Origin of the sequence: Streptomyces sp. NBC_01190 (genome assembly GCF_045039895.1) — a bacterium.
Classification (GTDB): Bacteria; Actinomycetota; Actinomycetes; order Streptomycetales; family Streptomycetaceae; genus Actinacidiphila.
This window is the reverse complement of the sequence record NZ_CP108580.1, coordinates 4,769,951-4,785,913: the sequence shown is the minus strand read 5'-3', so window position 1 is coordinate 4,785,913 and position 15,963 is coordinate 4,769,951. Positions and strand designations below refer to the sequence as shown.

Genomic DNA, 15,963 nt, shown 5'->3' with positions numbered 1-15,963 from the left:
TGGCGGTCAGACCACGTCGACGAACACGCCCGCGGCGTCACTGTCGTAGTGCGTGCCGTCCCCGAAGTACTGGATCAGCCACTTGCCGTCCTGCGTCGCCTTGTGGGTGAACTTGGCGCGGCCCGCCGCGTCGGTCCTTCCGTATGCCAGGTAGGTCCACTTGGTGCTGCCCTTGGGCTGGAAGTACAGCTCGACGTACTGGCCGGCGTAGGGCTTCCAGACCTTGCCGATGTACGCCTTGAGGTTGCCGGTCAGGGTGAGCGTCGCGTTCTTCTTCACCCGGGCGGTGTTGGCGTACATCTGGAAGATCCGGGTGTTGGTACGGGTCAGGTGGACGATCGGGCCCGCGCTCGCGACCAGTTGGTCGGAGGTGGCGTGCCGCACCTGGTAGTAGCCGTCGAGGTAGCCGTAGGTGGAGATCTTGAAGGTGCTCGTGTAGTCGAGGTTGACGCCGGCCAGGCCCTTCCAGCCGGTCTTCCCGTCGGGCGAGTACCACAGGCCGACGTTCTGCGAGCCGGTGTACTGGTCGCGGTGGTAGGTCCGCAGCAGCTTGCCGGAGACGGTCACCCGGTCGTCCGCGGACACCGACGAGACGAGGCCGGCGAAGGAGGAGTCGTCGGGCACGATGACGCTGCCGGTGGCGCGGCCGGACCGCAGCGGCTGGGTGATCGTGGCGTCCCAGGTGCCGTCGGACTCCGGATCGCCCAGCAGGGTGACCGAGAAGTGCCCGGCGCTGTCGGTGACGGCCGTGGTCCTGGCCGCACCGGTCGAGCTGAACCCGGCGGAGACCGGCACCCCGGCCACCCCGGGCGAGGTGGCGCTGGACGTGGCGTGCACCACGCCGCTGACGGTGAACGCCTGCCCCGGCAGCACCCGCTTGGCGCTCGCCGCCGCCGTCACCGCGGACGGGGTGGAGCGGTACGTGGCCGGCTGGTCCCCGACTGACGCGGCGCCGTCGGCCACTCCGGAGTCCTCGCTGAACCGCGCGTCGAAACCGACGGCGCCCGACACCGCGAAAGCGGCTCTGAACCGGCCGTCCGCGTCGGTGACGGCCGACTGGGAGGTCAGGACCGTCGACGACCGGGGATAGGTCATGTCCACCGTGACCGTCCGCCCCGCCAGCGGGACCAGGTCGCCGCTGCCCGGCTGGACGCCCAGCAGCACACCGCCGGTGGTCTCGGTGGTGTGGTCGACGTCGAGGACCGCCGGATCGAGCATCAGCGCGCCGGGGTTCGCGGTGGTCCCGTCGGCGGCGGCGAACTTCGGCGTGAGCGTGAAGTCCAGCGCCCCCGGCTCGGTCCTGGTGACGGTGTCGCCCTGGCTGTCGGTCGCGGTGACCTCGACGTCGTACCGGCCGAGGCGCGGCATCGTGCCGCCGTCCTCGGTCAGCTTCAGCAGATCGTCCCCGGCCCCCGTCACCCACTGCTCGCCGACGGCGGTCAGGGTGGGCTCGGCGAGCACGGCGCCTTCACGGTCGCCGTCCAGGACCTTGGCGGTCACCGAGGTGACCTGGTTGCCGGCCACGTCGGTCCAGGCGGCGACCGTGAAGGCGCCGCGCTGGCCGGACTCCGTGACCACCCGGCCGATGCCGATGGGCGCGGCCTCGTCGGCGGCGTAGGCGGGCGCGGCGATCAGGCTCGCGCCGCCGAGCACGGCCGCCACGACCAGGGCGGAGAGGGCGGTGTCAGTGCGCATCGACGTACACGTCCTTCGACTCGGCGTAGTAGTGCTTGGCGTCGGGCTCGATGTAGGTGCCCCAGGTGCCGTCCTCGAACGCCTTGGTGTTGAGGGTGTAGTGGCCGGCCGCGTTGGTGTAACCCTTCACCACCCAGTACCAGTTGGGGTCGCCCTTGGGCTTGAAGACCAGCACCACGTGCACCCCTGCGTACGGCTTCCAGCCGCTCGCGGTGAGCTGGTAGACGTTGCCGGACGCGGTCAGCTTGGCGTTGAGCTTCGGCTTGGTGGAGGACATCGCGACCGAGACGCCGGTCCTGGTCCGGTTGACCCGCTTGGCGGCGCTCACGACCGGCTGCATGATGTCGGTCTCTGGGTGCCGGACGCGGTAATAGCCGTCCCAGTAGGCCGGCTTGGAGATCTTGTAGGAGCAGGTCCCGTTGTAGGTGCCGCCGTTCGCCTTGAACCACTGCAGGTTGGACCAGCCGGTCTTGCCGTTCGCCGAGTACTCGAGCGACAGCGGCTCGTAGTCGCAACTCCCCCTCAGCGAACCGGACACCGTCACGGTGTCGTACTGGTCGACCGAGGCGGCCGGGGTGGTGAGGCTGCCGACGGTCGGCACCGCGATGCGCTCGCTGAAGCTGCTCGATCCGGCGAGATAGACCGACGGCTGTACGAAGGTGTAGGTGTCGGTGGTCCGGGCGGCCACCACCGAGTAGCCGAACGTGCCACCGGTGCCGGTCGTGCCGTGGCCGAGTACCCCGGTCAGACCCGTGGTGTACGGGCTGCCGTAGACGGTCGCGGTGTAGACCGGCGCGCCGGCCCAGGGCTGCCAGATCCCGTTCACGAAGCGCTGGACGCTGCCCTGCTCGGTGAACGGCACGTTCGGGTTCGCCCGGGTGCGGCTCTCCGTCGCGCTGATCCGGTAGCGCGAGGTGGTGACCGACGGCGTGGGCCCGTAGCCGACCGGGCCGGGCACGGTGTCGGCGGCCGGCGCGATGACCCGGGCCCGGACGCTCTGCGCGCCGGCCGGGAAGGTGAGCGGCACCTGGAAGGCGCCGTCGGCGCCGGTGGTGGCGGTCACCGGGGAGCCGGTCAGCCCGGTCAGGGTGTCGTAGTCGACCTCGACCGTCGTCCCGGCGCGGGCCGGACCGGTCGTCCCGGTGGCCGGGTCCAGGGTGGTGGCGGCGCCCGAGACCACGATGGTCTGGTGGTCCCAGTCGAGGGTGTCCCGGTCGAAGGAGAGTGCCCCGACACCGGTGCGCAGGCGGTAGTCGAGATCGCTGGCGGATCCGTGGTCGGCGCCCGACCAGTGCTGGACCTGGCCGCCGGGCAGCCGGTAGTCCACGTCCACCGGGTAGTCGCCGTAGGCGGTACCGGCCGGCAGGGAGACGGTGTGCTCGGTGGTCCAGCGGCCGTCGGCCTCGGTCAGGTCGTCGGTCGAGGCGAGGACCGGGGCGTCGGCGGCCGCGGAGGCCCGGACGCTCACCTGGACCCACAGCGCGTCGACGGAGTCGAGGTAGACCGTCAGCCGGCCGTCGTCGTCGCTGGTCACCTGGCTGACCGCCGGGCTGTCCGCGTGCGCGGCCGGGGCCACGGCGAGCGCCGGGACGGCGCATCCGGCGGCGAGCAGGAATGTGGCGGCCGCTCGTACGGAGGCAGGCCGGACAGAGCGCACTTGGCGCATGAAAGAACCCCCCACAGGTTCGCAACGTGCCCACAGAAAGCACGTGGAGCGGCACCCTATCCGACCTCAGGAGCAACGTTTTCCCCGGGGGCCACGGGGAGTTCACCGACCGGAAGGACCTGGCGCCGTCGTTCCCGGCCCACCGCCCGGTGACCGTTTGACCCGACCAGCCACGCCCCACCCGCAGCCGGCAACGGACCTGCCCCGTCAGGGGCGCGAGGAACCGCGCGACCAGCCACAGCGGACCCGCAGCCGGGAACGGACCGGTCGACAGCGGACGCACCCCGCAAGGGGGCGCGAGGAACCGCGCGACCAGCCACGACGGACCGCGGCCAGGAACGGACCGTCCGACGGCCCTGGAGCGTAATACCGTGGGGCCATGGGATTACATCACCACAGCGAGGATCCCTGGCGGGTGCGGGTGGACGCCGAGGACGGCACGCCCTGCGGAGCCGGCGTCCTGCTGGACGACCGGCACGCCCTCACCTGCGCCCATGTGGTGCGGTACGCCGGGGCCGGCCCCGAGGGAACGGCCACCCGCGTGCGGATCAGCAGCGTCGCGTGCCGCGAGGAGTGGAGCCGTACCGCCCGGGTGGCCCCCGGCTCCTGGGTGCACAGGAACGGCACCCGGCGCGGCGACGTGGCCCTGCTCGAACTCGACGAGCCCGCCGAGTGCGGGACCGTGACGACCCTGTGGCGAGCCCCCATATCCGGCGGCCGGGTGCGCGTCTACGGCTTCCCGCGGGCCGAACCCTTCGGGATCGGCGCCGACGCGGAACTGTCGGGCCCCGGCGGCCGGGCCGGCGAGTGGGGCCTGCTCAACCAGGTGCGGGACGGCGGTCCTTGGATCGAGGAGGGCTACTCGGGCGCCGGAGTGATGGCGCTCGGCGGCGAGTTCGACCGGCACGTGATCGGCATCGTGGTCGCCGACTACGTCAACGGCGACGCCAGAGCCGCGTGGATGCTGCCGACCGAGACCGTACTGGCCTATCTGCCGCAGATCGAGCGGTTCATCGACGGCGGGCGCACCAACCACCTCGGCCCGTCCGCCGGTTCGTGGCCGGACGACGTGCTGGGCGACACGCTGCGCCTCGCCCTCACCAGGGAACTCACCGGCCTGCTCGGCGGCGGCTGGTCGGGGACCGCCGTCGTCGGCACCGGCGGTGCGACCGGGGCCGGCGCCTCCTGGCTGCTGCGCCTGGTTCGGACCGCCGACCCGGCCGCCCGCGCCGGCTTCTCCGACGCCGAACTCACCGACGCGCCCGGCGACACCGTCCTCGGCCTCGGCGCCATCGACGCGGCGTACGACGCCCGTGACCGGAGCGTCGCCGACGTACGGGGGTATCTGGCCGACCGGTTCGGCCTGCCCGGCGGCGGCAGCGCGCAGGTCGTGGGCCAACTGCTGCGCCGCAAGCCGCCCGCCTGTGTGGTGGTGGGCAGCGTCGACCGGGCCGAGAACCCGGAGGCCCTCGTCCGCGAGTTGCTCGGGCCGTTGGCCCGCCGGGCCAGGACCTGGGGGATGCGCCTGGTCATCGGAGTCGAGGACAGGCCCTCTCCCGATCTCGCCTATGAGGTCTCCCTCGATCCCGGACCGCTCACCGGCGGCCCCCCGGGCGGCCGCACCGAAGCCACGACGGCGGCCGCGGCCGAAGCGGCCGTGCGTCAACTCGCCGCCGCGGAGGACGCGGCCACGCTGCTTCAGGTCGAGCAGGGGTGGAAGTTCTTCAGCCCGCCCCGGCTGCCGCCGTCCGCCGCGCCCCGGCTGCGGGTGCGCCTGGCCGTCGCCCGCGAGCGGGAGCCCGACCCCGAACTCGCCGCGATCCACGCCCGCGCCGTCGAGGCCCTCACCGTGGTTCTACGGTTCGAGCGCAATCTACGGCGGCTCATCACGATCTGCGAGGAGCTGCGCACGAGCCTGGAACTGCACCGGGTGCGGGCGGCCCGGTTCTTCGGCGACGAGGACCTGCGCCTGGGCGACCTGCACGCCCCCGCCGCCCGGGAGTTGCGGACCCCGCCGATCGATCTGACGGCGGCCCGCACCCTGGTCAAGCGGTACACCGACGAGGTCAACCGGCGGATCGACGAAGGGTGAAGGTGGCACCGTGGAGCGATGTGTCCGTCCCGAGTGCGGTCGCGGCGTCATCGACGAGGACGGCTTCTGCACCGCGTGCGACCTGCGGCCGGTGGCGGCCGCTGCCGGATCCGCGGGCCCGGGCCTGGGCCCGGCCTCGGCTCCGGGTCCGGCCGACCCGCCGGGGTTGCCGGGGCCGTCTGGGACGCCCGGGCCAACGGGGTCACCGGGGCAGCCGGGGTCGCCTGAGCAGCCTGGGCAGCCGGGCTCTCCGGGGATGAGCGTCGGTGTGGCGAAGGTGCGCTCCGACCCCTGGTGGGGCCTTGAGCTGGTCGGCGCGGGCCATCCGCCCGACTTCGCCGACGTACCGTCAGGCCCGGCCGGACCCGTGCCCGAGGAGCACCGCTTCTGCGCCAACCCGGCCTGCGGGGAGCCGGTCGGGCGCGGGCACGACGGCGAGCCGGGGCGGACCGCCGGCTTCTGCCCCACCTGCGGCACCCGCTTCGACTTCGCCGGCGCGGGCCACCCGGGCCACCCCGGCAGGTCCGGCAGCTCCGGTCGACCCGGCGGCCCGGGCCACCACACCATCGCCGGGCGCTACGACGTCGAGCGCGTCCTCGGCTCGGGCGCGTACGGAGCGGCGTACCTCGCCTACGACCGCAACCTCGAAACCCGGGTGGTCCTCAAGGCACTGAAGCGGACCTCGGTCGCCGAGACGGCCAAGGACGAGCGGAACGCGCTGGTCGGACTCCGGCACGACAGCATCGTGCGCATCCTCAGCTACGAGAGCGAAGGCCCCCACCTCGTGCTGGAATACGTCCCCGGCACCCCGCTGTCGGCCCGCGCCGACGACCCGCTGGAGATCCTCCTCGCGCACGGCATCCGCATCCTCCAGGCCCTGGACTATCTGCACGCCCGCGGCCTGCTGCACTGCGACGTGAAACCCGGGAACATCATCCGCTTCCGGGAGGAGAGCTCGCTCGGGCCGCGCGACCGGGTCCGGCTCATCGACTTCGGCTCGGTGCGGACCCTGGACGACATCCGGCCGCTGGTCGCGTACACCGAGGCGTACGCGCCGCCCAGGGACCAGCCGGGCGGCCCCGATCCCGAACACCTGCGGCCCACCGCCGGCTTCGACCTCTACAGCCTCGGCATGACCCTCGCCGAAGTGTGCCGCGCCCCGCTGCGCGACCGCACCTCCCCCGGCGTCGACTCGCTCCGCCTGCTGATCGACCGCGCCACCGACCGGGCGGTGCCGGAGCGCCGCTTCGTTTCCGCCCGGCAGTTCGCCGAGCAGCTCAGCGGGGTGATCCGGCAGGTGGTGGCGGCGCCGCCGACCTCCCGGCAGTACACCCGCGCCTCCGCGCTCTTCGGCTCCATGACCGAGCCGCTGCACGGCGGTCTCGGCGCGGCCCGGCCGCTCGACCACTGGGTCACCGCGGACCTGGGCGAGGACGCGCGGCTGACCCTGTCGGCGCCCTTCTCCTCCCCGTCGCCCAGGGACATGGCGGCGGCGCTGCCGACGCCCCTGGCCGACCCCGACGAGACCTTCATCGCCGGGCCAGCCGAGAGCTGGCTCGCGGAGAGCCGGCTCGCGCTGCGCAGGGGCGAACTCGGCGCGGCCGACCAGGCACTGGCCAACGCCAATCTGCCCCAACGGCACTGGCTGCACTCGTGGTACAGCAGCCTGATCGCGCTGGCCGGCGGCGACGCGCGGCGCGCCACCGGCCACTTCACCGCCGTACGCCGCGCGTTGCCCGGCGAACTCATCCCCCAACTGGCGCTCGGCCTGTGCGCCGAGCTGCGCGGCGATCTGGTGGTCGCCCAGGCGCACTACGGCACGGTCTTCGCGACCACACCCGCGCTGGGCGCGGCCGGCTTCGGGCTGGCCCGGGTGCATCTGATGGCCGGCCGGCGGGATGAGGCGGTGGCCACCGCCGAGCGGCTGGCGCGGGAGTTCCGCTTCGAGCGGGAGGCGCGGATCGCCGCCGTACGGCTGCTCGTCACCGCGGTCACCCCCGATACGGCGCCGCCGACCGCCGCCGATCTGGAGCGGGCCGCCCTGGCGGTGACCGATCTCGATCTGGACACCGGCTCGGCGGCCGGGCTGCGGGCCGAGATCCAGTACGCGCGCTTCACGAACGACCGGTCGAAGCTGTCGGAGGTGGTCCGGGAGATCGCGCGGTACGCGGCCACCGAGCGTGAGTACGTATCCCTGGTCGACCTGGCGAACCGGCTGCGTCCGCCGCTGGCGCGCCGATGGCCGAAACGGCACGCACGAGCCGGAAAATCCCGTTTCGACGGAACAGCCGGGACGCTAAGCTCCTAGGCCGTATACGACACTCCGACGGACCGCTGGACCTAGTGGACCTGCTGGACCGCTGGACCGCTGGACCGCTGGAGTACCAAGGCCACCGCAGAAGACGCAAAGACGCGATCGGATGGTGCCGATGGGGGACGAACCGTCCGTTGGGCTGAGCTTCACCGTCGAGGTGGACGCGCCTTCGGACCTGGCCTTCGACGCGACGCGTGCCGACGCCCTGATCACGGTGAAGGCGCTCGCGGCCGGCGGGACCCGCCCGGTGCCGGCCGCCGAGATCCTCATCATGGACCGGTCGCTGTCCATGGCCGGCCGGGGCAAGCTCGACGAGGCCAAGCGCGCGATGTGCGCCGCCGTCGACGCCCTGCGGGACGGTACCCGACTGGCGATCATCGCGGGCAACCACACAGCGCGGGTCGTCTATCCCCCCACCGGCACGCTCGCCGGGATCGACGCCGGCACCAGGGCCGCGGCCAAACTCCAGATCGCCCGTCAGCTCCCCGAGGGCGGTACGGCGATCGGCAGCTGGCTGACCCTGGCCGGCCAAGTCTTCGAGACCCTGCCGGACAGCGGCACCGTGCGGCACGCGGTGCTCTACACCGACGGCAAGGACGAGCACGAGACCCCCGAGGAACTCGGCACCGCGCTGGCCGCCTGCTCCGACCGCTTCGTCTGCGACGCGCGGGGGCTCGGCGACGACTGGAACTACGCCGAGCTGCTGCGGATCACCGAGGCGCTGCACGGCACCGCCGAGGCGGTCGTCACCATCTCCGACCTCACCGGTGACTTCACCCGGCTCATCCGGCAGGCCCGGCGGATCGTGCTGCCCCGGGTCTACCTCGGCTTACGCCTCAACGACCGCTTCCGGCTCGACTCCGTCCGGCAGACCCGTCCCGTCGACGCCGGACTCACCGGCTCGCAGCGGCAGTCCGACGGCGAGCTGCACGTACCCCTCGGCGCGTGGTCGCCGGAGACCCGGCAGTACGAGGTGTCGCTCTCCTTCGACGCCGAGTCGCTGCCGGTGGACGAGGATCTGCGCGCCGCCCGCATCACCCTGCACGCCGAGCGGCCGGACGGCACCCGGCAACCGTGCGCCGGCACCATGGCCATGGTCGTACGGCGGCGGTCCACCCCCGGCTTCGAGACCATGCGGCCCAGCGAGCTGACCCGGGTGGAGAGCCGGCGCGAGCTGGGCATGGCGATGAGGGCGTGCGCCGACGCCTGGGACGAAGGCGACCTGGCGCGGGCCGACCGGGAGTTGCGGCTCGCGGTCGAGGTCGCCGAGTCCCTCCAGGACACCGCGCGCCTGCGGGTGCTGCGGGCGGTCGCGGAGACCGGGCCCGATGGGCGGCCGCGGCTGCGCCGCACGGCTTCCCGGGGGGAGATGCAGCGGCTCGGGCTCGAATCGACCCGGACGGCGGCGCCGCGGGTCGATCCGGTGGGGCCGTGGGGACCCGTGGGAGCGGGCGAGCGGGGTGAGTGGGGCGATCATCCGGCCGCCGACGGGACGCCCCAACGGCGCTGCCCGCGGTGCGGCGCGACGACGGCGGCCCGGCTGCTCAGGCACTGCGAGGCGTGCGGGTACGGGTTCGACGACGCGGGTGAGGGGGCGGGTGAGGGGGCTGCCGCCGGTGGCGCTCGGGGACCGGCGGGCGGGCCTGCGGACGGCCTGGCGGAGGGGCCCGCCGCCGACCCGGTGAGGTCCGCGGACGGCCCGGTGGACGCCTCATGAGCGCGGTCGCGGCGCCCGGACCGTCGCTGCGGCGCTCCCTGACCGGCTGGCGGGCCCGGCTCCGTACCACCCACCCGGTCACGGTGCTCCGCTGGTTGCGCGGGGGCGTGCTGGCCATGGTGCTCGGCACCGCGCTGCTCTACCTGCTGGTGTCCATCCAGGCGGACCACCAGATAGCCGCCGCCCGGCGCACCGCGGTGGCCATCGCGGACATCGAGAGCGCCCGTCTCTCGGCCGATCACGCGCGTAACGAGCTGGTGGACTTCGCCGCCATCCGCCAGGTCGGTCTGACCGGCCCCGGCGCGGAGTTCGCCATCCACACCGGCCGGGTGAGCACCGACCTCACCTCGGCGGCCCAGGGCAACGCGGCCGGCCGACAGGGGCTGACTCAGATCCTCTTCGTCCAGGGGCAGTTGACGAGCTGTACGCAGTCGGTCTACGCCACGGCCGGCGCCGCCCCGGACAGCACCGCGGGGCTTGCGGCGTGCCAGGACGCGCTGCACCGGCCGCGGGAGGTCTTCGACGGCCGGAGCGTGCCGGGCACCGGCGGAATCCAGGCCTCGCTCGAAGACCTCAGCAACCTCGAGCGAACCGCGCTCGACCACCAGCGTCACTCGCGCTGGCTGGACCCGGCCCTCGTCCGGGGCGTGCTGCTGGGACCGGTACTCGTGATGGCGCTGCTGGTCACCGCCACGGGCTCGGTGACCAGGCGGCACTTCCGACGGTACGCCAGCAGAAAGCTGACGGCCGCGCTGTCGGCCACCGCGGCGGTCGCGGTCGTCACCTGCCTTCTCAGCCGTTACGACGAGCGGCACCTCGCCGCGCACCCGTGGGCCGGGCATCCCGTCACGCTGGCGCTCGCGCTGACGCTGCTCACCGCCGCCGGAGCGCTGGCCTACCTGGCCTATCTGCCGCGGCTGGCCGAGTACCGGTTCCCCCGCTCATGAGGGGGCTGATGAAGGGGCTCATGAAAGCGCTCGGGAAGCCGCGCCGGACCTCGCTCGGGACCTCGTTCGGGACCTCGTTCGGGACCTCGCGCCGGATCGCGGCGACGCCTCGGCTGGCCCGCTGCGCGCTGGCTCTCGGCCTGCTCCTGGGGGCGGCCGGCTGCGGCGGCGGACCGCGGCACAGCGAGGTGACGATCATGGTGCCCTGGTCGCAGGGCGAGTTCCACGCGTTCTACTCCGTCATCGAGCAGTTCGAGCACCGGACCGGAATCCACGTCAATGTGGAGGTCACCCGGGCGCTGACCCAGCAGCTCGACGCCGCGGTGGCGGGCGGCGCCCCGCCCGATCTGGCGATGCTGCCGAATCCGGGCGCCATCGACCAGTACGCCAGGGCACACCAGTTGCGACCGCTCGATGTCGCCACCGGGACGTACGTACAGCCCTTCCGCGGGCTGGCGACGCTGAACGGCAAGGCCTACGCGGTACCGGTCAAGGCCGACGTCAAGAGCCTGATCTGGTACGACCCGGCGGCCGGGTCGGGCAAGCGCCTCGACGCCCTCCAGGACCTCGCCGCGCCCGAGCCCGCCGACTGGTGCCTGGGCCTGGAGTCCGGTCCCACCTCCGGGTGGCCCGGGGCCGACTGGATCGCGGACATCCTGCTCGCCCGGCAGAAGCCGGCGGCGTACGCGGCATGGGTCTCCGGGGAGCTGCGGTGGACCGACCGCCAGGTCCGCGACGCGTGGACCACCTGGCTGAAGATGCTCGGCGACGGCATCGACCAGGCGACCGTCCGGCAGTTCGGTGATGCCGCCAAGGGGATGACCCGGCAGCCGCCCACCTGCTCCTTCACCCACGGCACGCTCGCCGCGATGTCCTTCGCCGACACCGAAGTCGCCCAGCGGGACTACGACTTCGAGACGTCGACCGGGCAACCCCTGCTGGAGGTCTCGGCGGACTTCGTCGGCCTCTTCACCGACAACCCGGGCGCCACCGCGCTCATCGGCTATCTCTCCGGCCGGACCGCCCAGCGGGACTGGGTGAACGCGTCGGGCGGCTACGCGATCTCCGCCGACAGCGAGGTGACGCCCGGCCTCTACGCCAACCCGGTCCAGCGGCGGATAGCGACGATGCTCCAGCCGGACTCCGGCTACACCCTCTGCTTCAGCGCCGCGGACGCGATGAAGCCGGACATGGCGGCGGCCTTCTACCGGGCCGTGCTCGACTCCGCCGCCGCGCCGGCCACCCTGCCGGAGCTTTTGCGGGGCCTGCAGAACGTCCAGGCGAAGGTGGGGGCGTCGCCGGTCTCCACTGACAAGCTGTGCACGTAACCGATCACTTGCCCGTTTCGTACCGCCCGTCGCACCGCGCGTGCCCGCCGTCACCGTACCGAGGAGTGCCGATGTCCGACGCCGTCGAGTTCACGCTGTCCAACGGAGCCGTCGTCCTGGTGGCGCCCCCTGGGCGGGCGGGCAGCCGGGCGGTCGGTGTCACCGCCCGGATCGAGGCCGCCGAGCGGACCCTGCGCGAGGCGCTAGCGCCGATCACCTCCGCCGCCGCCGACATCATCGACGACTTCCGGGCCCTCACCCACCGCCCCGACGAGGTGGAGGTCGCCTTCGGCGTCGTCCTCGACGGCAAACTCGGCGGGATCATCGCGAGCGCGAACGCGGGCGCCCACCTGGACGTCACCCTCCGCTGGCACGCCGCCGACCCGAGCCCAGCGCCGACCCCGACCCCGGGCGCCGACACGTGAAGCAGCCGAACCGGCGGGCCCTGAGGCCGACTTCCCCGTAACCGCGGATGGCCGGCCGGCGAACGCATATCTTGAGGCGGTGACGACCCTCCCGACGGAACCCGCGCCGCAACTCGGACTGCTCGACCTTTCGGTGGACCTGTCGGTTCCCGAGGTTTACTCGGGTGCGGACTTCACGCTGTATCTGCACATCAAGAATCCCTTCTCCATACCGGTGTGGGTCGAGTCCGTGGAGTTGAGCCTCCCCGCGCAGTTGCAGTGGCGTTCGATAGGGGACGGCAAGTGGCGCTGGCGGCGTCGCAGCCGTGCGACCCCGGAGAACGACGCGCTCCATCGGCTGCTCGCGGAACAGACGAAGAAGCTCGCCCGTATCAAACGAGAACTGAAGCCCCTTGAGGGCTCGTCCGACGAACGGGCCGAGCGGCTCAGGGCCGAGGCGGGCGAGACGGAGGCGGAAGCGGAGCGCATAAGAAACCTGATCGCCAAGTCACCGCACAACGTCAGCTTTCACCTCCAGGACGATGCGACGCTCAATCTCTACGACCCCCGGGCGCACACCTCACCGTGCACGTTCAAGACGGCTCGACCGCGAACGTGTACGGGTCCCGTGCCGCGGACGAGCCGGAGCGGGTCCCGCTGACCGGGTCGCTGCCGAAGGGCGTGGCTCTGCAGCCCGGATGCACGGATGTGTGGACGATCCGGCTGGGTACGGGGAAGAACCCGTTCTTCCTGCCGGCCAAATACCATCTGCAACTCACCGCCGTCTATGGGCAGGAACCGCCGGACCGCCGCGAACGGAACGAGGAGGGCTCCCCCATGCGGCGGGTCTTCTCCAATACCACCTCCTTCACGGTCCCGGTGAAAGCCGCCCTGTGGAAAGTCATGCTCGGCGGTGTGATCGGCGGGGCGGTCGGTAGTATCGCCCGATCCTTGCAGGACGCCAAAACACAGCAAGCGCTGCTGAGCACCACGAACCTGTCGTCAACCATCGGCGCCCTTGTGCTCGCCGTCATTCTGAGCGGAGCGGCGATCGTTTTCTCCGCACGTAAATCAGAAGCACAGTCCTTCGTCACGGTCGAGGACTTCTGGGGCGGACTGCTCGTCGGCTTCCTCATCGGCTATTCCGGCACAGCGGCATTCGGCAATATCACTCAGGTAAATACCTGAACGGGGAGTTGAGCGTGCGCGGTACGGCGCGCATGCCCGGATGAGCCCGGGCCCGGTCGCGGGCACTCCCCATGCGACACCGATTTTCCCCCGGCCGAGCCGTACGCGTACGGCAGGCCCGAACGCCGGGATACGCCCGACCGTCGTGGACGTGACCGGCACCGCCCGCTGGGCCATCATCACCGACGCCTGACCGACCGGCCCCCGGGGGCTTTCTCAGGCGCGGCCCCTGTCGCCCGGCGGCAACAGGGCCGCGTCCGGCGGGAGTAGGGCCAGCAACCCGGTCGCCGTGCGTGACGTGATCAAGGCCACACAACCACTTGGTGAGGCGCTTCGTCACGAGTGCCGTCGGAACTCTCCGCGCCGCGGCACGGGGAGTCGTACGCGGCCAGAAAGCTGAGGGCACGTGAAGAAACGTGGACGGATACGCATCAAAACGGCGCCAACGAGCGCGCTGGGCAGGGTCGTCGGGGTAGCCGTACTGCTGGCCGGCTCGCTTTTGGCGGCCGGCCTCGGCTCGTCCGCGGCGCTCGCCGACGGGGCGTCGCCCGCGACGGCACCCGCGGCCTCACCCACACCCACCCCGTCGGGCCCCGCGCCGGCGACCGGCACCGCCAACTCCGGTGAGAGCGTGGCCCGGGTGCACCAGCAGGTGACCAGCGGGACCCTGCTGGCCCACCACGGCGTACGCGAGGTCTGCCCGCGCTGCGACGCCCGGATCGTCACCGAGACGGCCGGCAAGAACACCCCGCTGCGGTCGGCCGCGCCGGCCGGCTACGGCCCCGCCGACCTGCGAACCGCGTTCGGTCTGCCGGCCACCTCCAGCAGCACCCGGACCATCGCCATCATCGACGCGGGCGTCTACCCCACGTTGGAGAAGGACCTGGCCACGTACCGCAAGACCTTCGGACTGCCCGCCTGCACCACCGCGTCCGGCTGTCTGACGCTGGAGAACTACACCGGCGGCAGGCAGCCCGCCCCGCAGAAGGGTGCGCAGGGCGCGTACATCGAGGAGGAAGTGGCCGTCGAGACCGCCCTCGACCTCGACATGGCCGCCGCGGCCTGCCCCTCCTGCCACCTGCTGGAGATCTCCGTCCCCTGGCAGGACGCCCAGGACGACAACGACGTCTCCACCGGCGACTTCGCCACCGCCGTACAGACCGCGGTGGCCGCCAAGGCGTCGGCGATCAGCATGAGTTACGGCTTCAGCGCGGACGTCCAGAACACGCACGGCGCCGATCTGACCGCCCTCGACCAGAAGGGCATCGCGATCACCGCGTCCACCGGCGACTCCGGTTTCAACGGCGGGATCCACCAGTCCTGGCCGTCCGACCTGCCGTCGGTGATCAGCGTGGGCGGCATCACCCTGCCCGCCACGGGCGCGGCCAGTGCCTGGTACGCCGCGGGCAGCGGCTGCGAGACCAACTTCAGCGCCGCCACCGGCCAGCCGGCCGCCGTCACCGCGGCCTGCGGCGGGCACCGGGCCGCCGCCGACATCTCCGCGGTCGCCGACCCGGCCACCGGTGTCGCGGTCCGTGACACGTACGCGCCGAGCAGCGGCGAGCCCAACAACTGGATCGTGGTCGGCGGCACCAGCGCGTCCGCGCCGTACGTGGCCGGTCTTTTCGCCCGCGCCGGGCACCTCGCGGCCGTCGACGGGCCCAAGAGCCTCTACCAAGCACCGGCCGCCGACTTCACCGACGTCACCAGCGGCAACAACGAGGCCTACCACCAGTGCGCTACCTACCCGGGGGTCAGCACCTCGCTGTGCAACGCGGGCCCCGGTTGGGACGGGCCGACCGGCCTCGGCGTCCCCCACGGCCTCGGCGCGTTCTGATCCGGCCGGCCCGGGGGACCGGGCCGAGACCGTATCCGCCAGGTAATCCACCGGATCCGCGCGAGGCATTCGCCGGATCCGTCCCGCGTCCACGGAGAGGAACCCCCATGCGTCGTACAACTCGCGCCGCCACGGTCGGCGCGGCGGCGGCCGCGCTGCTGCTGGGCGGCTCGGCGGTGGCCAGCGCCACCATCGGCAAGGCGTCACCCGGCAGCGCGTCGGCCGGCACTACTTCGGTCACCGGTAGGTCGAGCGCCGGTACGTCCAGCGCCGGTACGTCGGCCGCCGGCGCCGCGGCCGCCCGCCCCTGCGGCGTCGATGACGTCTCCTTCTACTTCGGCGGCATGACCGCGGGCACCGGCCACCGCAGCTTCGATCTGACCCTGCTGGCCCACGACGGCATCAGCTGCACGCTCAAGGACACCCCGCTGATCACCGTCGCCGGGCCGCCGGACCAGACCAAGCCGATCCCGCTGACGGTCAACGGCCGCGGCGGCACGCTGATACTGCGGCCCGACTCCCCGCTGCACGCGACCGTGGCGTACAGCATCCCGGACACACCGGAGGACAAGCTCGAGGTCAGCTCGCTGACCCTGGCGATGCCCGACCTCACCTCCCGCGGCACGTACTTCGGCGTCCCCGGCGTGAACGACATCTACAGCGGCGGCATCTCGATCACCTCCTGGACCACCGGCCTCGGCCTCGGCGAGGGCGAGGAGGCCTTCTAGAACCCCCACCGGAATCCCCCCACCCGCCCCTTGATCCGCCCCGACCC

General features: G+C 72.6%; 12 protein-coding genes. 10 read left to right on the top strand and 2 right to left on the bottom strand.

Features of this window, described 5'->3' with window-relative positions; all coding sequences use genetic code 11:
• Positions 1 to 6 precede the first annotated feature (6 nt).
• Both OG519_RS19970 and OG519_RS19965 read right to left on the bottom strand, forming a co-directional pair.
• Positions 7 to 1,695 (bottom strand): hypothetical protein, encoded by a 1,689-nt coding sequence (locus tag OG519_RS19970; protein ID WP_405585661.1) that lies wholly within the window; start codon positions 1,693 to 1,695, stop codon positions 7 to 9.
• Entirely contained in the window at positions 1,685 to 3,352 is a 1,668-nt protein-coding gene (locus OG519_RS19965) for a hypothetical protein (protein WP_405585659.1), read from the bottom strand. The genes OG519_RS19970 and OG519_RS19965 overlap by 11 nt, the downstream gene beginning before the upstream one ends.
• Before the next feature lie 388 nt (positions 3,353 to 3,740).
• Here OG519_RS19965 and OG519_RS19960 point away from each other — a divergent pair, with 388 nt between their 5' ends.
• The 10 genes from OG519_RS19960 to OG519_RS19915 all read left to right on the top strand — a co-directional run bounded on the left by OG519_RS19960 (position 3,741) and on the right by OG519_RS19915 (position 15,916).
• Positions 3,741 to 5,453 (top strand): serine protease, encoded by a 1,713-nt coding sequence (locus OG519_RS19960; RefSeq protein ID WP_405585656.1) that lies wholly within the window; start codon positions 3,741 to 3,743, stop codon positions 5,451 to 5,453.
• Positions 5,454 to 5,709: 256 nt separating this feature from the next.
• Positions 5,710 to 7,761, top strand: coding sequence for a tetratricopeptide repeat protein (locus tag OG519_RS19955; RefSeq protein ID WP_405585653.1), 2,052 nt, complete (start codon positions 5,710 to 5,712; stop codon positions 7,759 to 7,761).
• 121 nt (positions 7,762 to 7,882) lie between these two features.
• Positions 7,883 to 9,484, top strand: a complete 1,602-nt coding sequence (locus OG519_RS19950; RefSeq protein ID WP_405585650.1) for a vWA domain-containing protein — start codon at positions 7,883 to 7,885, stop codon at positions 9,482 to 9,484.
• Complete coding sequence (locus tag OG519_RS19945) at positions 9,481 to 10,431, top strand: hypothetical protein (protein WP_405585648.1); 951 nt, start codon at positions 9,481 to 9,483, stop codon at positions 10,429 to 10,431. The genes OG519_RS19950 and OG519_RS19945 overlap by 4 nt, the downstream gene beginning before the upstream one ends.
• Positions 10,432 to 10,451: 20 nt before the next feature.
• A complete protein-coding gene (locus OG519_RS19940) occupies positions 10,452 to 11,759 on the top strand; it encodes an extracellular solute-binding protein (RefSeq protein WP_405585645.1) in 1,308 nt (435 codons plus the stop codon).
• 71 nt (positions 11,760 to 11,830) lie between these two features.
• Positions 11,831 to 12,184, top strand: coding sequence for a CU044_2847 family protein (locus OG519_RS19935; RefSeq protein ID WP_405585642.1), 354 nt, complete (start codon positions 11,831 to 11,833; stop codon positions 12,182 to 12,184).
• Between the two features lie 79 nt (positions 12,185 to 12,263).
• The gene (locus tag OG519_RS19930) at positions 12,264 to 12,824 is read left to right on the top strand and encodes a hypothetical protein (RefSeq protein ID WP_405585639.1); all 561 of its coding nucleotides are present in this window, start codon (positions 12,264 to 12,266) and stop codon (positions 12,822 to 12,824) included.
• Entirely contained in the window at positions 12,749 to 13,351 is a 603-nt protein-coding gene (locus tag OG519_RS19925) for a hypothetical protein (protein WP_405585637.1), read from the top strand. The genes OG519_RS19930 and OG519_RS19925 overlap by 76 nt, the downstream gene beginning before the upstream one ends.
• A gap of 406 nt (positions 13,352 to 13,757) precedes the next feature.
• The gene (locus OG519_RS19920; RefSeq protein WP_405585636.1) at positions 13,758 to 15,188 is read left to right on the top strand and encodes a S8 family serine peptidase; all 1,431 of its coding nucleotides are present in this window, start codon (positions 13,758 to 13,760) and stop codon (positions 15,186 to 15,188) included.
• A gap of 107 nt (positions 15,189 to 15,295) precedes the next feature.
• Positions 15,296 to 15,916, top strand: coding sequence for a hypothetical protein (locus tag OG519_RS19915; protein WP_405585633.1), 621 nt, complete (start codon positions 15,296 to 15,298; stop codon positions 15,914 to 15,916).
• The last annotated feature ends 47 nt before the right edge of the window (positions 15,917 to 15,963 follow it).